19 protein-coding genes are annotated in these 16904 nt (G+C 42.3%); 14 read left to right on the top strand and 5 right to left on the bottom strand.

Features of this window, described 5'->3' with window-relative positions; genetic code table 11:
• Window positions 1-153 precede the first annotated feature (153 nt).
• From gpr to lepA, 3 genes are all read left to right on the top strand, one after another.
• Window positions 154-1191, top strand: a complete 1038-nt coding sequence (gene gpr, locus H7J92_RS01050) for a GPR endopeptidase (RefSeq protein ID WP_009496940.1) — start codon at window positions 154-156, stop codon at window positions 1189-1191.
• Between the two features lie 53 nt (window positions 1192-1244).
• Entirely contained in the window at window positions 1245-2045 is an 801-nt protein-coding gene (gene spoIIP / locus H7J92_RS01045) for a stage II sporulation protein P (RefSeq protein WP_246602383.1), read from the top strand.
• A gap of 83 nt (window positions 2046-2128) precedes the next feature.
• Window positions 2129-3952: a translation elongation factor 4 gene (lepA, locus tag H7J92_RS01040; RefSeq protein WP_009496938.1), complete on the top strand. Its 1824-nt coding sequence runs from the start codon at window positions 2129-2131 to the stop codon at window positions 3950-3952.
• Between the two features lie 114 nt (window positions 3953-4066).
• Here the strand turns inward: lepA and H7J92_RS18005 are convergent, their stop codons facing one another.
• Window positions 4067-4282, bottom strand: a complete 216-nt coding sequence (locus H7J92_RS18005; RefSeq protein ID WP_009496937.1) for a tyrosine-type recombinase/integrase — start codon at window positions 4280-4282, stop codon at window positions 4067-4069.
• Between the two features lie 253 nt (window positions 4283-4535).
• Window positions 4536-4964: a hypothetical protein gene (locus tag H7J92_RS01030; RefSeq protein WP_221835039.1), complete on the bottom strand. Its 429-nt coding sequence runs from the start codon at window positions 4962-4964 to the stop codon at window positions 4536-4538.
• A gap of 546 nt (window positions 4965-5510) precedes the next feature.
• On the opposite strand from H7J92_RS01030, the gene H7J92_RS01025 reads away from it, so the two are divergent.
• The 4 genes from H7J92_RS01025 to H7J92_RS01010 all read left to right on the top strand — a co-directional run bounded on the left by H7J92_RS01025 (window position 5511) and on the right by H7J92_RS01010 (window position 6824).
• On the top strand, window positions 5511-5669 hold the full coding sequence (locus tag H7J92_RS01025) for a DUF6877 family protein (RefSeq protein WP_221835037.1): 159 nt from the start codon (window positions 5511-5513) through the stop codon (window positions 5667-5669).
• A 15-nt stretch (window positions 5670-5684) separates the two neighbouring features.
• Window positions 5685-5981: a hypothetical protein gene (locus H7J92_RS01020; RefSeq protein WP_078816526.1), complete on the top strand. Its 297-nt coding sequence runs from the start codon at window positions 5685-5687 to the stop codon at window positions 5979-5981.
• 299 nt (window positions 5982-6280) lie between these two features.
• On the top strand, window positions 6281-6628 hold the full coding sequence (locus tag H7J92_RS01015) for a hypothetical protein (protein ID WP_143759247.1): 348 nt from the start codon (window positions 6281-6283) through the stop codon (window positions 6626-6628).
• Entirely contained in the window at window positions 6597-6824 is a 228-nt protein-coding gene (locus tag H7J92_RS01010; protein ID WP_009496931.1) for a hypothetical protein, read from the top strand. Before H7J92_RS01015 ends, H7J92_RS01010 begins: the two co-directional genes overlap by 32 nt.
• Here the strand turns inward: H7J92_RS01010 and H7J92_RS01005 are convergent.
• From H7J92_RS01005 to H7J92_RS00995, 3 genes are all read right to left on the bottom strand, one after another.
• Window positions 6821-7681 (bottom strand): manganese catalase family protein, encoded by an 861-nt coding sequence (locus H7J92_RS01005; protein ID WP_040758135.1) that lies wholly within the window; start codon window positions 7679-7681, stop codon window positions 6821-6823. The genes H7J92_RS01010 and H7J92_RS01005 overlap by 4 nt on opposite strands.
• 255 nt (window positions 7682-7936) lie before the next feature.
• On the bottom strand, window positions 7937-8116 hold the full coding sequence (locus H7J92_RS01000) for a transposase (protein WP_009496927.1): 180 nt from the start codon (window positions 8114-8116) through the stop codon (window positions 7937-7939).
• A gap of 170 nt (window positions 8117-8286) precedes the next feature.
• A complete protein-coding gene (locus tag H7J92_RS00995; protein ID WP_009496925.1) occupies window positions 8287-8787 on the bottom strand; it encodes a YhcN/YlaJ family sporulation lipoprotein in 501 nt (166 codons plus the stop codon).
• A 410-nt stretch (window positions 8788-9197) separates the two neighbouring features.
• Between H7J92_RS00995 and hemW the strand changes: the two genes are divergently transcribed.
• The 7 genes from hemW (at window position 9198) to H7J92_RS00960 (ending at window position 16897) form a co-directional block, all read left to right on the top strand.
• Window positions 9198-10337, top strand: a complete 1140-nt coding sequence (gene hemW, locus H7J92_RS00990; RefSeq protein WP_221835035.1) for a radical SAM family heme chaperone HemW — start codon at window positions 9198-9200, stop codon at window positions 10335-10337.
• Between the two features lie 90 nt (window positions 10338-10427).
• Window positions 10428-11483, top strand: coding sequence for a heat-inducible transcriptional repressor HrcA (gene hrcA, locus H7J92_RS00985; protein WP_050804625.1), 1056 nt, complete (start codon window positions 10428-10430; stop codon window positions 11481-11483).
• On the top strand, window positions 11480-12058 hold the full coding sequence (gene grpE, locus H7J92_RS00980; protein ID WP_009496919.1) for a nucleotide exchange factor GrpE: 579 nt from the start codon (window positions 11480-11482) through the stop codon (window positions 12056-12058). The genes hrcA and grpE overlap by 4 nt, the downstream gene beginning before the upstream one ends.
• 45 nt (window positions 12059-12103) lie before the next feature.
• Window positions 12104-13936, top strand: a complete 1833-nt coding sequence (gene dnaK / locus H7J92_RS00975) for a molecular chaperone DnaK (RefSeq protein ID WP_009496917.1) — start codon at window positions 12104-12106, stop codon at window positions 13934-13936.
• Between the two features lie 136 nt (window positions 13937-14072).
• Window positions 14073-15194 (top strand): molecular chaperone DnaJ, encoded by a 1122-nt coding sequence (gene dnaJ, locus H7J92_RS00970; RefSeq protein ID WP_009496915.1) that lies wholly within the window; start codon window positions 14073-14075, stop codon window positions 15192-15194.
• 15 nt (window positions 15195-15209) lie between these two features.
• The gene (gene prmA, locus H7J92_RS00965; RefSeq protein ID WP_009496913.1) at window positions 15210-16154 is read left to right on the top strand and encodes a 50S ribosomal protein L11 methyltransferase; all 945 of its coding nucleotides are present in this window, start codon (window positions 15210-15212) and stop codon (window positions 16152-16154) included.
• 2 nt (window positions 16155-16156) lie between these two features.
• A complete protein-coding gene (locus H7J92_RS00960; protein ID WP_009496911.1) occupies window positions 16157-16897 on the top strand; it encodes a 16S rRNA (uracil(1498)-N(3))-methyltransferase in 741 nt (246 codons plus the stop codon).
• Window positions 16898-16904 lie beyond the last annotated feature (7 nt).

Here is a 16904-nt window from a genome sequence, read left to right as displayed (position 1 = left end):
AATCATCCGGACATCTCTTTACAACAAGCATAATTTTAACAAAGCTTCTGTTAGATTGCAAGAAAAAAAGGTAAAGCTTATTGGCTTTACAGCAATTACTTTTAGAATAAACGTCCGGATTTTGCACAAGCTTCAAGTAAAGAGGTGAAGACAATGGACAAGATCAATTACTATCGGACCGATTTGATCGATGAGAGTGATGAATTTGTCAAGCATCAATCGGATCGTGAAGAAAATAAACTAAAGAAAATGTCAGGCATTAAAGTAGAAGAACAAGTGATCGGAAGGATAAAATCCACCACCGTAAAAGTTACTGCTGAAGGGCAAGAAGAGATTGGGAAAGCAAAAGGAACATACGTTACGCTGACCATTCCAACACTCGCTGTCCATGAAACGGATGAATTACAAAAGCTCTGCAAACTGGTTGTAGAAAAAATGGACGCTTTGATCAAGGAAAAAGTGCAAGGAAAAGTCGGGAAGCTGTTATTTGTCGGACTAGGCAATCCGGATATCACCCCTGACGCAGTAGGACCAATCACGATGGATTCTGTGAAGGAAATCATTCCGGACTATTATGAAGCGGATGATAGTGGTGTAATGGTTTATGCACCGGGTGTTACGATTCAGACGGGACTCGAAACAGCTTCTTTTGTCAAAGCGATTGTGGACGAAGGGAAACCTGATGTCTTAATTGTCGTGGATGCGCTGGCTGCTAGGAGCAGTTCACGTCTATGCCGTACGATTCAGTTGACAGATACCGGCATCCATCCGGGCTCTGGAGTAGGAAATAGCAGGAAAGAGCTTTCGGAACAAAGTCTTGGGATCCCTGTCATTGCGATCGGTGTCCCGACTGTTGTGGATGGTCCGGTGCTCGTAGCGGACGCAATTGATACAATGTTCGGTTATATTGCTGCGAAAATCGAGGAGGAAGGCATGCCGTCGTCTAAGCTTGCGACTGGTCGTTTTCCACAGCGGTCGACGAAAGATGCAGACCGTACTTCATTGGCACCTATATTTGGAGATTGGTCTTCTTGGACGCATGATGAGCGTATTCAATTATTTGAAGAAGTGCTTACAAGTCAAGAACTGTCTACATTTATTTCGCCAAAAGAAATTGACTCGTGGGTAGCGCAATATGCCTCTGCCCTGTCGTCTTCTTTGATGGACTGGGTCCATAAAGTAAAAGCCTAGTCCAGTCATGGTCCTTTTTTCTTCTGCATAGAGTGGAAGATGGAGGGATCATAATGAAAAAAACTTTAAAAATCTGGATGAGCATCATTTTTCTATTGTTCATCTTCCCTGTAGTTCTGCAGTTCCTACCCAAACAGTCCAATATTCCATCCACCCTCTCTTTGAAGGAGCCCAGCATGATTGTCTACGCATCCAATGTGCTAGAGGAAGACATTCAGCCGAAAGCAGAAGGCAATGTCCTCATTTATTCTACCCATACTCATGAAGCGTACGAACCTATTACTAAAGCGGTCGATGGAAAAGTGGCAGCCTCTCATCATTCAGAAAATATTGTAAAAGTAGGCGGCAAACTGAAAGATAACCTACTTGTCAATGGAGTGACGGCCGAACAGCTGGATATCGATATTGTGAAAATTATGCAACAAAAGAAAATTCCCTATCACCGCTCTTATGCGGCCATCCGTCCCTATGTTGAGGAAAAAGTGAAGAGTAAATCATACGACTTGGTTATTGATCTGCATCGAGATTCTTTAGGACCTTCAAGGACGACAATTACACATAACAACCAACGATATGCAAAGGTCGCGTTTGTTGTCGGAAGGGATCATCCTTTTTTCGAAAAAAACTTAACTAAGGCAAAACAATTAAAAAGTGAAATGGATAAGCGAGTACCCGGAATTACAAGGGAGATTATTGTTAAAGGCGGCCGTGGAGTAGATGGCAAATACAATCAGGATTTGGACACGAGCATGATCTTGGTCGAGCTTGGCGGTGTGGGAAATAACGAAGCAGAGCTAAATCAGACAGTTTCGATTATTGGAGAATCCGTATCTGCTTTACTGACTGTGCAATAATCTTTCAAATATTGAAGTCTGCACGGTTCACTGCTATAATTCAATTAGTCTAAATAGGTTCGTAAACGTAGGAGTGAACAGGGATGAATCAAGAACAAAGATTGGCACGTCAAAAGAATATACGAAATTTTTCTATTATCGCCCATATCGACCACGGGAAATCGACGCTGGCTGATCGGATTTTGGAGAAAACAGAAACAGTAAGCTCACGAAAAATGAAATCACAAACATTGGATTCCATGGACTTGGAACGTGAGCGCGGCATCACGATTAAATTGAATGCCGTCCAATTGACATACAACGCTAAAGATGGAGAAGAATATACCTTTCATCTAATTGACACACCAGGACACGTCGACTTTACCTATGAGGTATCGAGAAGTTTGGCTGCCTGTGAAGGTGCAATCCTAGTAGTGGACTCCGCTCAAGGAATCGAAGCTCAGACATTGGCAAACGTCTATCTGGCACTCGACAATGACTTGGAAATTTTACCCGTTATTAATAAAATCGATCTTCCGGCTGCTGATCCAGAGCGTGTCAAACAAGAGATTGAAGATGTTATCGGACTCGATGCGTCTGAAGCAGTTCTTGCATCAGCAAAAGCTGGTATCGGTATCGAAGAGATCCTTGAGCAAATCGTCGAAAAAGTACCTGCACCACAAGGAGATCCTGATGCTCCATTGAAAGCGCTAATCTTTGACTCTCACTATGATCAATATAAAGGCGTCATCGTCAATATCCGGATTGTTGAAGGAAGAGTAAAGCCTGGCGATAAAATTCGGATGATGGCGACAGGGAAAGAATTTGAAGTCATTGAGACGGGTGTCTTTACGCCCACCATTTCCCCACGAGAAGAATTAACAGTTGGAGACGTCGGGTTTTTATCGGCGTCCATTAAAAATGTAGGGGATACACGCGTAGGGGACACGGTCACAATTGTTGACAATCCTGCAAGTGAGCCGTTGCCAGGTTATCGTCGGATGAATCCGATGGTTTTCTGCGGTCTTTATCCAATTGACACATCAAAATACAATGATTTACGTGAGGCTCTTGAAAAACTGGAGCTTAATGACTCTGCCCTCGAATATGAAGCGGAGACTTCACAAGCACTTGGATTCGGTTACCGCTGCGGTTTCCTAGGTTTACTGCATATGGAAATCATCCAGGAACGGATCGAGCGCGAATTTAAAATCGACTTGATCACGACGGCACCAAGTGTTATCTATAAAGTCAATTTGACAGATGGTTCTTCCATTAATGTAGATAACCCATCCATGATGCCGAGCGCACAAAAAGTCGACTTTGTAGAAGAGCCATACGTCAAAGCTTCCATTATGGTACCGAATGATTATGTAGGAGCTGTAATGGAATTATGCCAGCACAAGCGCGGCGACTTCATTACGATGGATTATATGGACAGCACTCGCGTCAATGTGATTTATGAGCTTCCATTGGCTGAGATTGTTTATGACTTTTTTGATCAATTAAAATCGAGCACGAAAGGTTATGCATCTCTTGACTACGAGCTAATCGGCTATAAACGTTCGAAACTCGTGAAAATGGATATCCTGTTGAACGGCGAACAAGTCGATGCTTTGAGTTTTATCGTCCATAATGATTTCAGTTATGAACGCGGCAAAGCAATCGTAGAAAAGTTGAAGTCCTTAATTCCAAGACAGCAATTTGAAGTGCCGGTACAGGCAGCGATTGGTCAAAAGATCGTTGCACGTTCGACAATCAAATCAATGGGTAAGAACGTCTTAGCTAAGTGTTACGGTGGAGATATTTCACGTAAACGTAAACTTCTTGAGAAACAAAAAGAAGGTAAGAAGAAGATGAAGCAAGTGGGCTCTGTAGAAGTTCCGCAAGAAGCATTCATGGCGGTACTGAAGATGGATGAGGATTAACTAGCGTAGGTATGCGATTTGTATATTGTGTGGGTTGTTAATATAAATGATTTGCCACCGTGTTGCCATCATATAAAAAATACGGTGGCAGTGCAAAATAGTGAAAACTGTGTTTCATTTTAAAGCTTGCATGAATTGTTCAAAGATATCAAGCGTTTCAGTTTGCATCTTTTGCGTTAAGTGTGAATAGGTGCCGATGGTAATGGCTGATCTACTATGACCGAGTCTTGCTTGGACAACTTTCACCTTTGCACTATTTTCCATGAGTATTGTTACATGGGTATGACGCAGTGTATGGAAGTTGAAATCAATACTTGGAGTATCTTGCATCTCCCGGGTATTATATTTAATGACACTAGCGTGATAATGCTACCAAATTTTTCACTCAGACATGTTTGATTTTGTATAATGGGCACCGTACTTGAGCTGATTTTTCTGAATCCAAGTGCGGTGTTTTTTTAATGTCTGGACGATTGTAGTGCTCAATGAAATCTGACGTTCAGATGATATCGTCTTAGTTGTGTCGAATACCCACTGACTGTTTTCGTTGATCATAGCTTGCTCTACATGTAATGACCTCTCGCTAACTCGATATATCCCCGCAAGCCCACACTTCACTCACCTGCAAACCTGTATGCAGTCCAATATGGAAAGGAAAGTATAGCGGATGATCTTTTTTCAACTGCTCGCTAATCTTCTTTAAGTCCTCTATCGGTAAAATCTTTAATTCCTTCTCAGAACGCTTTCTTTCGTCATAAGATGGATTAGCATAGGATTTTTCTTTGTTTAAGCCCCATGGATGCACAGCGCGTCGTAGTGCGTGGTTAACGACATTTCCAAAGATACTCAATGACTTTTTGGCATAACTTTCTCTATATAAATCATTCGCAAATTGTTGCAAGATAGCGTGAGTCAAAGACCGCAACCGAAACCGGAACTTTCCAATTGCCGACTTAATTTGAAAACGAATAGCCTTTTCAAAGTTCAGCTGCGTATTATCCTTAAGACTCACTTCTGTGTATCCTTTGAACCGGTAATCCATAAAGTCTGCAACGGTCATTGTAGTTGGCTCGAAATACATACCCGTGTTTTCATATTCTGTTATTGCTTGTCTCGACGCTTACTCTACTTCTTTCTTGTCAGGCACTACCACGTGTTCAATCCTATGCCGTTTGCCATCCGCCATGCCCAAGTCAAAATAATAGAAACAGTTTTTACCTCTCTTACATAGTCATCCATGTATGATTTCCGCTTCCTTAAAATTATTCAAATAAACAAATGATTAAAATTTCATCCCCGCTTTCAATATTTGTAGGAACAGCAATACAAAGTGTTGGACGGGCGTGTCGGCTCACTGGAAGACACCATGTGGATTGATGGTTCACCAGGATAAAAGATTAACCGTAAATGGAAACGAAAGGTCATGGAATGTTTACGCTAAAATCTCATGACAAACAGACCGCAAAGCGCGGTCTACACTCACCATTTGGTGTAATTACAGTCTCAGCAAGTAGGGCTATTAATAAACATAGTAAATTTGGGACAACAGGAGAAGAGCATGAGCAAAATTTCGATTTATGAAATCAACACCATGCGGGAGCAATTGCCGTTAGAGGTATTGCAAGACATACACCTACACATAGATGATTGGCGTGCCAACGGCGGCAATCATGATGATCAGTATGTTTGGCAGCAGTTGAGATATCGGAAAATATAGTGGGGAGGAATCAGGATGAACAGTGAAGAGTTTTATATGAGGATGATACACATGAATGTACACCCAAGTCTTTTTAAAAAAATCATAGTTGTGCATGAGGAAACTACATCGAAACGTCAAGAGTTAGAGTTTCCTTCAAATATTGAAACGACAATAACCGATAGAGACATGTTGTTGATACAGATTGACCATGCGTTGGATTTGTGGGGACGCAGATCGTTTTATGCAGCTGACCAATGCGTTAAAAGGAACGGAGGTTTTGGTATGACAACTGAAACGAATGCGGCACGGTTGCAGGAGGTAGTGCGTTAGGTCGAATCGATACGGAAACTATCGTTAAATGACATGAGATGGCTCATCCAGCAAGCAGAACGATCGCAGGATGCGGAAATGCTAAATGAATCCCTGTCGGAAGAATCAAGAGGAAACTGTCAAGCGGCTTTAAATTATAAACGGGAAAACGCCTGTCTGCGGGAATTGGTAAAGATATTGAAACTACTTGCTACACATTGCGACGCTGATGGAAGAACGATACAACATAAGTGGTCAGCGTTAGGTATGAGCCATTCTACGTATTGTTAGAGGATGCGACAGTCAAGTGGAAGTGGAAAGTGAGCGAGCTGTTCCGTTTCCCGCAGATGTGGAATGCTGGCGCTGATAACAGTGAGCCGGCGAAGGAATTTAAGACGAATAAGCGCAGCATTGCGCTCGTTGTGATGGATCAGGCAGAGCGGGGCAAATTGAGCAGCGGCGGTTTGGGTTGTTTGGAAACTAAAAATCGGGGAGTGATTGGAATGGAAAATGTAAATGTGTATCAATTAGAAGTGCAAGCCGTTTATTGCATTATCGATGGAGTATTAAGACATAAAAAAGACAGGATTTCTCCCATCATGGCTGACATTATTATAACACACAAGGAGGGGTCCTTTGGGTGTTATTCAAGAAGATGTATACGTTAAGAGAGCAGGCAAGTTTGTAAAAGTGAAAAACGCGGTTTATCGAGTGATGGATAAGTTCATAGATGAGTCGGACAAGCCGGGAGAGGGATTCGGGAAGCAAATCTTCAACTGGCAGGATGATAAGCCGTTGTTTTATGAAGTTAGTTATACAAAAAGATTAAAATCAGTCCCTCGAATAGGGACTGACCTCACTTAATTATTCATGTCTTGTATACCAGGGCTGTGCTCATTAGGCATGTCAGGCATAAGTGGGACCGGGAAGCCAGCTGGTGGAAGGGTTACGTTAAGTTCTTCCTTATTTCTACTAGGAGACTGGCCTTGGAAAACTTCACCGATTCTAGTCGGGTCTAATCTGAAATTGAATTGTGCATTATGATAACCTAATTCAACATATTTTCTACATTCAGGATATTTATTAATATCGTAATTCGGGACTGGGAAAAGCTTGCCCCATTCAACGCCTAGAGTTTCCAACGCTTTAGCGAATGCATTTTGATGTGCATTATCTCTGACAATAAGAAACGCTAAAGTTTCACGGAAAGTTTTATTGGAGCTCATTTCATAAATTCGAGTTTTTTGTAAGACGCCAGTTGATTCCAATACTAGGTTATCAAGCAAATCACCAATCAAATTGCCGTGGCTATAAACCCAAGAACCGTTCCAAGGATTTCCTGCGGCGTCAACGGGAAGAGAAGCTTGAGCGCCCATGATGAAATGATGAGGATTTGCGTGTCTTACCGCATCTTCTAGTGGTGCATGATCTCTTCCGCTATTACCTGGTAAATCGGTATCACCAGAGCCATTTAGTAATTGATTGATTGTATTTTGCACAAGCTCAACATGAGCGATTTCTTCCAAAAATACACCGCGGAGTAAATCTCGATATTGTGTGTCTTTTCCGCGGAAATTAGAACTTTGAAAGAAGTACTGCATCATGGTTCTCATTTCTCCATAATGACCTCCTAGAATTTCCTGCAGCACCTTCGCAGCTGCAGGGTCTGGTTGATCGGGAGGAGTGATAGGGTTAATCAATTCTTCTTTGTAGTAATACAAATTTAGCACCTCATTTATTGTTTGTAATACTCAGTATCAGACAAAATGAAAAAAATATTCTTATTTTATAAAAGTCTACTGGAAAAACCGGGGACAACATTTGATTGCAGCATAGAGCTGCGTCATTTGTTGTCCTCTTTTTTTATTTCGCAAAAAGGGAGTGAGGTCATATGAAGTGCTGTTTCATTTAAAGAAATACCTGTCCTTTTCATAAAGCTATGTACATCAAGCTTGAATTGATAAGAGTAAACTTCCTTACTTTTCTTTCTTTCTAAATACTCCTTTAACACCATACTTCTCGTAAGACTTCCCCCAATTTCTAATTTGTGTATCAGCCTTCACGCCATATTTTCTGGCTAATGTCTTATATCTAGAATTACCATCAAGATATTCATGAATAATTATCATCTTAAATTCATTACTATACTTAGCCATAATAAAACACCCCAAAAGTTAGGTTTTGAAACTCTAACTTTTGGGGTGTACATCATATCCTTAATTGGACGGACCGCTTTTTTCCAATAATAGAGGCATCTTTATTGTTTAAAGCCGTCTTTATAAAAAGGAATAAAAGTAGTTAATTACTTTTTAATTATGTTGAGATGTTAATGTGCATCAGGGAATACTCGTTTCATTGCTTCTGAAAACTCATCAAAGAATCCTTCTACTGGCTCTCCCGCTCTAACTTTTTCCCTATAATCGGTCATTCTTTCGACGAAATCTGGATTAAGGGAAACGTAGACATTCTCGATAGCAGAATTAGAAGATCGGACTTTTTCTGCAACTTTATCCTCCAGCTCTTTTGTTGCTTCTTCCACTGCCTTATCCTTTAAGACAACAGCAACATAAGCGTTATGATCAGTAACCAGTACAGTGGCATTATCCACCTCTGTCAGTTCAGTGATTTTGTCTGCAGCTTCATCAGCAGTCTCTACCTTGGTCTCGTTAGTACTAGGGGAAGTAGCATCTTCGTCAACTGTATCATTTGATGTTTCATTCGTAGTAGTATTTTTTTCAACGGGAGTTGTGTTATCCTTTTTTGTTCCGCAACCCATCACGACCAGTGCAACCAAAAGAACAATCATTAAAAAACTTGTTTTTTTCATATACTTTCCTCCTTATAGCGTATTCACATCTAGTGTGTCCATATAGAAGATTTTTAATGTGTCTAATACCAATAAAAATCGTGACCCTTTAATAAGAGTCATGAAATCACTGCATGGATGCTTGAATAGATTTTTCCTCCTATTGCCATCCAGCCAAGCGAACAGCGAAAATTTTACTAAGCGACCCTAAGTAACTTTGTGTTAAAACAAACCTTGACAAACACGCATGGCTAAAACGTTTGTATAGTATCTCGCGATGCTGTATGATACAGTTTGTTAAGTCTAATCAGCAAGTAGCATTCATGGCGGTTCTGAAGATGGATGAAGATTAACTACGACTTTAAAGAGAGGGCAGAAGCGCCCTCTTTTTGACGTTTACATATTGAATTAAGATAGAAGGAAGTGACCGCATGCGGGGTGTGTATATCCATATACCGTTTTGCCAGCAAATTTGCCATTACTGTGATTTTAATAAAGTTTTCTTAAAGAATCAGCCTGTCGATCAATATATTGAATCGATCGGAAAAGAGTTTCAATTGATGAAGGAGGCAGGTCATTCATTTGAACAAGTGGAAACGGTCTTTTTAGGCGGGGGAACACCGACCGCCCTTTCTGTTCTGCAACTCGATCGATTGTTGACAATAGTCGGGCAGTACATTGATGTCCCGTCGTTGCGCGAATTTACGACAGAAGCAAATCCGGATGATCTATCCGAAGCACAACTCTTCATTTTAAAGGAGAAAGGGGTCAATCGTTTATCGATTGGCGTCCAGTCGTTTAATGAACGCTTATTAAAGCAAATCGGTCGAACGCATTCTGTCGAGGATGTGGAACGCGTGATTACTACTGCCCGATCCATTGGTTTCGAAAACATCAGCTTAGATTTAATGTATGGCTTGCCGAACCAAACAGTTTCGAAGTGGCAAGAAACGCTTGACCGGGCCCTAGCTCTCGACTTACCGCATTACTCTGCTTATTCCTTAATCGTCGAACCGAAAACTGTATTCTACAACCGAATGATCAAAGGAAAGTTGCCGTTGCCTGGAGTAGATACCGAAACAGAAATGTTTGAAATGGTCATTGACCGGATGAATGCAGCAAATAGACAACAGTACGAGATCAGTAATTTTGCCATTCCGGGCTATCCTTCGTTTCATAACTTGATTTATTGGGAAAACTCTCACTATGCAGGTATTGGTGCAGGCGCACATGGCTATTTAGGGACGAAACGTTATGCCAACGTAGGTCCGCTAAAACATTATATCGACCATTTGGAAGAGGGGATATTACCTCTTAAAGAAGTACATGAAGTTACAGCAGGCGAATCGATGGAAGAAGAAATGTTTTTAGGTCTGCGAAAAATCGAAGGTGTTTCCATGGAGCATTTCGCACGGAAATTCGGGCGGCCGATTCAAGAAGTATTTGGACAATCCATTGAAAAGTTGCAGCAGCAAGGCTTACTGCAAATGAAAGAGGATCGTCTCTGTCTGACGAAAAAAGGTGTCTTTCAAGGAAATACTGTATTTGAACAATTTTTACTTGAAGAGTGAGCTTGATTCATTGACAGGTAAAATGTAATTTGATAAATTATGAGTAGTATTAGCACTCGAAGTTAATGAGTGCTAACAGGAGTGATGATCATGTTGACAAACAGACAATTGCTCATACTACAATTGACGGTGAAAGATTTCATCGAGTCTGCTCAACCCGTAGGCTCTAGGCAACTGTCAAAGAAACCGGAGGCGCCGTTTAGTTCGGCCACTATCCGGAACGACATGGCGGACCTCGAGGATTTGGGGTTTCTTGAAAAGACTCACACTTCATCCGGAAGAGTGCCTTCTGAAAAAGGGTATCGATTCTTTGTGGATCATTTATTGCAGCCGCAAACTCTAGGCTTGGAAGACAGTCTGCAGCTGCGAACACTGTTTCAGGAAAAAGTAGGGGAATCTGAAGAGCTAATACGTAAGTCTGCAACGATTTTATCGGAGCTGACGAATTACACTTCGATTCTGCTGGGACCTGATACTTCGACGCACGCCGTCAAAAAGTTTTCAATTGTTCCTTTGGATCAAAAGAAGGCAGTCGCCATTATCGTTACAGATAATGGCCATGTGGAAAATCGGATCTTTGATGTTCCAGAAGGATTGACTGCTTCAGAAATTGAAAAGACGGTCAATATTTTAAATGAACGCCTAATAGGCACCTCGCTTGTACAGCTGCAGCAAAAGCTGTTACAGGAAGCAAAGCATGTTTTTGAACAACATATTCATCATGCCGAGAAACTCTTCAGCTCGCTGCAGCAAGCGGTTGCGGTAGAACCCGAAGAACGTCTTTATTTCGGTGGGAAAATGAATATGTGGAAGCAACCGGAATTCCATGACTTTCAAAAAATGAAGTCCTTCTTTGAGCTGATTGAAAAAGGCAATCCTGCCATGGCTATTTTTCAGAAGAACGAACAAGGGATTCAAGTTCGAATCGGTTCTGAGAACAAAGTGATCGACATGGAAGATTACAGTGTTATCACATCCACATACTCTGCAGGTGAGAATATGGAAGGTTCCATTGCAATTATCGGTCCGAAACGAATGGATTATGGAAGAGTGATCACGCTGCTCGATATTTTAAGCAGTGATTTATCTTCTGCACTTCATAGATTGACGATCGGACAAGACGCAGATAGGAGGCAAGACACGTGACTGAAAAAGAAGAACTCAATGAAAATGAACAACTTGAGAATGGTTCTGAAGAAGAACAAGATGCAGAACATACGACAGATCAGCCAGAAGAACAAGCTGAAGAAGTCACTGAAGAAGACGAACTAAAGAAAAAAATAGATGAATTGACAAAAGCCCTTGAGGAAGAAGAGGGTAAGAAATTGCGTGTATTGGCAGATATGGAAAACGTAAAAAGACGAGCTTCCCTCGACTATCAAGCGTTGCAGACCTATCGTGCACAAAATGTGATGGTCAATATTTTGCCTGTATTGGATAATTTCGAACGCGCTCTATCTGTTGAGGCAACAGAAACAGAAAGTCAGTCGATTTTGACGGGCATGGATATGGTCTACCGCTCATTGGTCGAAGCATTGAAATCCGAAGGTCTGGAAGAAATCGAAGCAATTGATCAGGAGTTTGATCCGAATTTCCATCAAGCAGTTATGACAGGAAATGATGAAGAGAAAGCTTCCGGCATTGTTTTGGAAGAACTTCAAAAAGGGTATAAGCTGAAAGAACGTGTGCTGCGTCCATCCATGGTCAAAGTAAACGAATAAAAACAGACAAAACTAACTTGCGAATAATTAGGAGGCAAATTGAACATGAGTAAAATTATTGGTATTGACTTAGGTACAACAAACTCAGTAGTAGCGGTATATGAAGGCGGAGAAGCGAAAGTTATCCCAAATCCTGAAGGTAACCGTACAACTCCTTCAGTCGTAGCATTCAAAAATGGAGAGCGCCAAGTAGGGGAAGTTGCAAAGCGCCAATCCATCACGAATCCGAATACGATCATGTCCGTGAAAAGACATATGGGAACGGACTTCAAAGTAAAAGTAGAAGATAATGAATATACACCTCAAGAAGTTTCAGCTATGATCCTTCAATATATGAAAGGTTATGCGGAAGACTATCTAGGTGAAAAAGTAACGAAAGCGGTAATTACCGTACCGGCTTACTTTAACGATGCACAGCGTCAAGCTACGAAAGATGCAGGCACAATCGCTGGTCTTGAAGTAGAACGTATCATCAACGAGCCGACAGCAGCGGCACTTGCATACGGTATGGATCAGACGGATGAAGACCAAACGATCCTTGTGTACGACTTAGGTGGCGGTACATTTGACGTTTCTATCCTAGAACTTGGTGACGGTGTATTCCAAGTACGTTCTACAGCGGGTGACAATAAGCTCGGCGGTGACGACTTCGACGACATCATCATCGATTATCTTGTACAAGAATTCCGTAAAGAAAATGCAATCGATCTATCAAAAGATAAAATGGCAATGCAGCGCTTGAAAGATGCAGCTGAGAAAGCGAAGAAAGATTTGTCGGGTGTAACTTCCACTCAGATTTCCTTGCCGTTCATCACTGCTGGAGAGGCTGGTCCACTTCACTTAGAAATCACGTTAACACGTGCTAAGTTCGATGAGTTGACAGCAGATTTAGTAGAGCGTTCAATGGTGCCGACTCGTCAGGCGCTTAAAGATGCTGAACTGTCTCCGTCTGAAATCGATCGTGTTATCCTAGTTGGTGGTTCTACTCGAATTCCAGCTGTACAAGAAGCGATCAAAAAAGCGACTGGGAAAGAGCCGTTTAAAGGCGTTAACCCGGATGAAGTCGTTGCAATGGGTGCAGCAGTTCAAGGTTCGATCTTGACAGGAGACGTAAAAGATGTTGTATTGCTTGACGTTACACCTCTTTCTCTAGGTATCGAAACAATGGGCTCGGTCTTCACGAAATTGATTGAGCGTAACACTACGATCCCGACTAGTAAGTCACAAGTGTTCTCCACTGCAGCGGATAATCAGCCAGCAGTAGACATTCATGTATTGCAAGGTGAGCGTCCAATGGCAACTGACAATAAAACGTTAGGTCGTTTCCAATTGACGGATATTCCACCGGCACCACGCGGTGTACCGCAAATCGAAGTAACATTCGACATCGATAAAAACGGTATCGTTAACGTAAAAGCGAAAGATCTAGGAACACAGAAAGAACAAAACATTACGATCCAATCCTCTTCAGGTCTCTCTGATGAAGAAATCGATCAAATGGTAAAAGACGCAGAAGCACACGCTGAAGATGATAAGAAGCGTAAAGAAGAAGCAGATTTGCGCAACGAAGCAGATCAGCTAGTCTTCATGGCTGAAAAGACACTAAAAGATCTTGAAGGCAAAGTAGATGAAGCTGAAGTGAAAAGTGCAGAAGAAGCATTAGAAGAGTTGAAAACTGCAAATGAATCTGGAGATCTTGATCAGATCCGCGAGAAGAAAGAAAAACTCGACGAATTGGTACAAGCGCTTTCCGTCAAGCTTTATGAACAAGCTGCAGCAGAAGCTCAAGCTGCTCAAGGTGATGGGCAACCAGGTGAAGCAGACGATAATGTAGTCGATGCAGATTTTGAAGAAGTAGACGACAAAGACACGAAATAATTGAATTGAAATAGATGTTGACGGAAAAGTCAAAGTCCGAAATTCCGGCTTTGACTTTTTCGTCTGTTATCATAACAAAAATCATTTCAACATGTTACAATGGACCACAGGTAAAATGCGATGAGGGGTGCAGTGAATGAGTAAACGAGATTATTACGACGTGTTGGGGGTCTCTAAGTCCGCCACAAAGGAAGAGATCCGCAAAGCGTATCGGAAGCTTTCCAAACAATACCATCCAGACTTGAACAAAGAAGCGGATGCTGAAGTGAAATTTAAGGAAGTAACGGAAGCATTTGAAGTGCTAAGCGATGAAAACAAACGTGCCAGCTATGACCAATATGGTCATGAAGGTCCGAGCCAAGGATTTGGCGGTTTTGGCGGCGGCGGTGCTGAAGGCTTCGGTTTCGAAGATATTTTCAGTACATTTTTTGGCGGCAGTGCGAGAAGAAGAGATCCAAACGCTCCTCAAAAAGGAAATGACCTTCAATATACGATGACAGTGGATTTCATGGATGCCATCTTCGGCAAAAAGACTGAAATCGAAATTCCACGTGAAGAAGTGTGTGACACATGCGACGGAACAGGTGCCAAAAAAGGTACAAGTGTCAAAACATGTACAGAATGTAATGGTTCCGGCGAAATTTCAGTGGCGCAAAATACTCCGTTTGGCCAAGTAGTGAACCGCAGAACATGCTCCACTTGTCAAGGAACAGGAAAGATCATTCCTGAAAAATGTGAAACATGTCACGGTAAAGGCCGAGTCACTAAAAAGAAGATTATTGAAGTTTCAATTCCGGCAGGAGTGGACCAAGGCCAGCGTTTACGCGTAGGAGGTCAAGGTGAGGCAGGAATTAACGGAGGACCTCCAGGAGATTTATATATCGTCTTTAACGTCCGTCCACACAAACGTTTTATCCGTGAGGAAGACGATATTATCCTAGAATTGTCCTTAACATTCCCGCAAGCTTCACTCGGCGATGAACTCGAAGTTCCAACCGTACATGGGAAAGTAAAGTTGAAAATCCCAGCTGGTACTCAAAACGGCACGACTTTCCGTTTGCGCGGTAAAGGGGTACCGAACGTACACGGACATGGAGTAGGGGATCAGCACGTCATCGTCAAAGTAATTACTCCGAAAAAGATGACAGAAAAACAAAAAGAGTTGCTGAGAGAATTTGCCTCAATTGAAGGCGAAACACCTGATGAATACTCCAGCTCATTCTTCGACAAAATCAAACGTACTTTCAAAGGCGAATGAAAGGATTGAAAAACTGTGAAATGGTCAGAAGTCTCCGTCCATACCACGCATGAAGCAACCGAAGCCGTGGCCAATATACTGCATGAAGCGGGAGCTAGTGGTGTCATCATAGAAGATTCCACAGAGCCGGATAAAGAACGGATAAACCAATACGGTGAACTCTATGCGCTGGATAAACAAGATTTTCCGGGTGAAGGTGTCATCATCAAAGCCTATTTGCCGGTTAATAGTTTCATCAATGAAACGGTTCAGGAATTAGAATTAGAAATCGAGGGGCTCCGTCAATTTTCTCTCGATCCAGGGCGCTTCACAATTGGAATTACAGAGGTCGACGAAGAAGATTGGGCAAACTCTTGGAAACAGTATTATCATCCGGTAAAAATCTCCAAGCGTTTTACAATTGTGCCTACTTGGGAAGACTATACACCGGTGGAAACGGATGAATTAATCATTGAACTTGATCCGGGGATGGCGTTTGGTACAGGAACTCATCCGACAACAGTTCTTTGCCTGCAGGCACTCGAGAAGTATTTGCTGCCTGATCAAAGTATTGTAGATGTCGGAACAGGCTCGGGCGTTCTGGCGATTGGTGCCGCTCTTCTCGGTGCGAAACATATTACCGCGCTGGATTTAGACGAAGTTGCTGTCCGGGCGGCGCAGGAAAATGTTTCATACAACCATGTGGATGATCGGATTACAGTTTTGGAAGCGAATTTGCTGGATGCGATAGAAGAGCCGCCTGACTTGATTATCGCGAATATACTTGCGGATGTCATCATGTCCTTTTCGAAAGATGCATTTAAGCTGATTAAGCCGGGCGGGCTATTCATCACATCTGGGATCATACTTCAGAAACGTGATGAAGTACGTGAAGATTTGATCGCGCAAGGTTTTGAAATTGTGGAGACGGTGCTCATGGAAGATTGGGTAGCAATTATTGCGCGCAAAGGGCGTGGATAATTTTGCAACGTTATTTTCTTGAAAAGCCTTTCGATGGAGAACAGCGGGTAGCGATCAGCGGAGACGATTATAAGCATATCGTTAAGGTTATGCGAATGACATCCGGCGAACAGTTACTGACAGTATATAACGGAGTCGTCTCATTGGCGTCTATTGAAGAGATTCTTGATGATGAAGTCATCGTATCTCAGCTAGAGGAACTCGATCAACACAATGAGATGCCTATACATGTCACGATCGCCTGCGGTCTTCCAAAAGGCGATAAACTGGACTTGATCACGCAAAAAGGGACGGAGCTCGGCATGAAGCGTCTAATTCCTTTGGCGGCTAGTCGATCAGTCGTCAAATGGGACCTTAGAAAAAGCGATAAGCGAGTGGAACGTCTCCAAAAGATTGCAAAAGAAGCGGCAGAGCAATGCCACCGTAATCACATACCCGAGATTCTCCCTGTCCAATCTATTAAGCAACTTGCAGAATATGCGGCTTCCTTTGACGTCAAGCTTTTCGCTGATGAAGAGGATGCAAAAAGCGAAGTGCCGCATAAGATTGCAGATCGTCTGAAAAACGTGTATCATAAACAATCGGTATTGGTTGTTTTTGGACCCGAAGGCGGCTTAGCCAGGGAAGAAGCGCATTTTTTGAAAGATGCGGGATTCCTTCCGATGGCACTCGGGCCTCGAATCTTACGGACGGAAACGGCCCCTTTATATTTATTGTCCGCTATGTCTTATGAATTTGAATGAAAGAGGT

Source organism: Sporosarcina aquimarina (assembly GCF_019748715.1).
GTDB lineage: Bacteria > Bacillota > Bacilli > Bacillales_A > Planococcaceae > Sporosarcina > Sporosarcina newyorkensis.
The sequence above is the reverse complement of the archived record's forward strand: the minus strand, read 5'-3'. Positions and strand labels throughout refer to the sequence as shown.

Bases quoted from the DNA above. Each gene is read 5' to 3' on its own strand.
- dnaK (WP_009496917.1), top strand. From the start codon at position 12,104: ATGAGTAAAATTATTGGTATTGACTTAGGTACAACAAACTCAGTAGTA.
- spoIIP (WP_246602383.1), top strand. From the start codon at position 1,245: ATGAAAAAAACTTTAAAAATCTGGATGAGCATCATTTTTCTATTGTTC.
- hemW (WP_221835035.1), top strand. From the start codon at position 9,198: ATGCGGGGTGTGTATATCCATATACCGTTTTGCCAGCAAATTTGCCAT.
- H7J92_RS00995 (WP_009496925.1), bottom strand. From the start codon at position 8,787: ATGAAAAAAACAAGTTTTTTAATGATTGTTCTTTTGGTTGCACTGGTC.
- gpr (WP_009496940.1), top strand. From the start codon at position 154: ATGGACAAGATCAATTACTATCGGACCGATTTGATCGATGAGAGTGAT.
- H7J92_RS01020 (WP_078816526.1), top strand. From the start codon at position 5,685: ATGAACAGTGAAGAGTTTTATATGAGGATGATACACATGAATGTACAC.
- dnaJ (WP_009496915.1), top strand. From the start codon at position 14,073: ATGAGTAAACGAGATTATTACGACGTGTTGGGGGTCTCTAAGTCCGCC.
- hrcA (WP_050804625.1), top strand. From the start codon at position 10,428: ATGTTGACAAACAGACAATTGCTCATACTACAATTGACGGTGAAAGAT.
- lepA (WP_009496938.1), top strand. From the start codon at position 2,129: ATGAATCAAGAACAAAGATTGGCACGTCAAAAGAATATACGAAATTTT.
- H7J92_RS18005 (WP_009496937.1), bottom strand. From the start codon at position 4,282: ATGCAAGATACTCCAAGTATTGATTTCAACTTCCATACACTGCGTCAT.
- H7J92_RS01000 (WP_009496927.1), bottom strand. From the start codon at position 8,116: ATGGCTAAGTATAGTAATGAATTTAAGATGATAATTATTCATGAATAT.
- H7J92_RS01025 (WP_221835037.1), top strand. From the start codon at position 5,511: ATGAGCAAAATTTCGATTTATGAAATCAACACCATGCGGGAGCAATTG.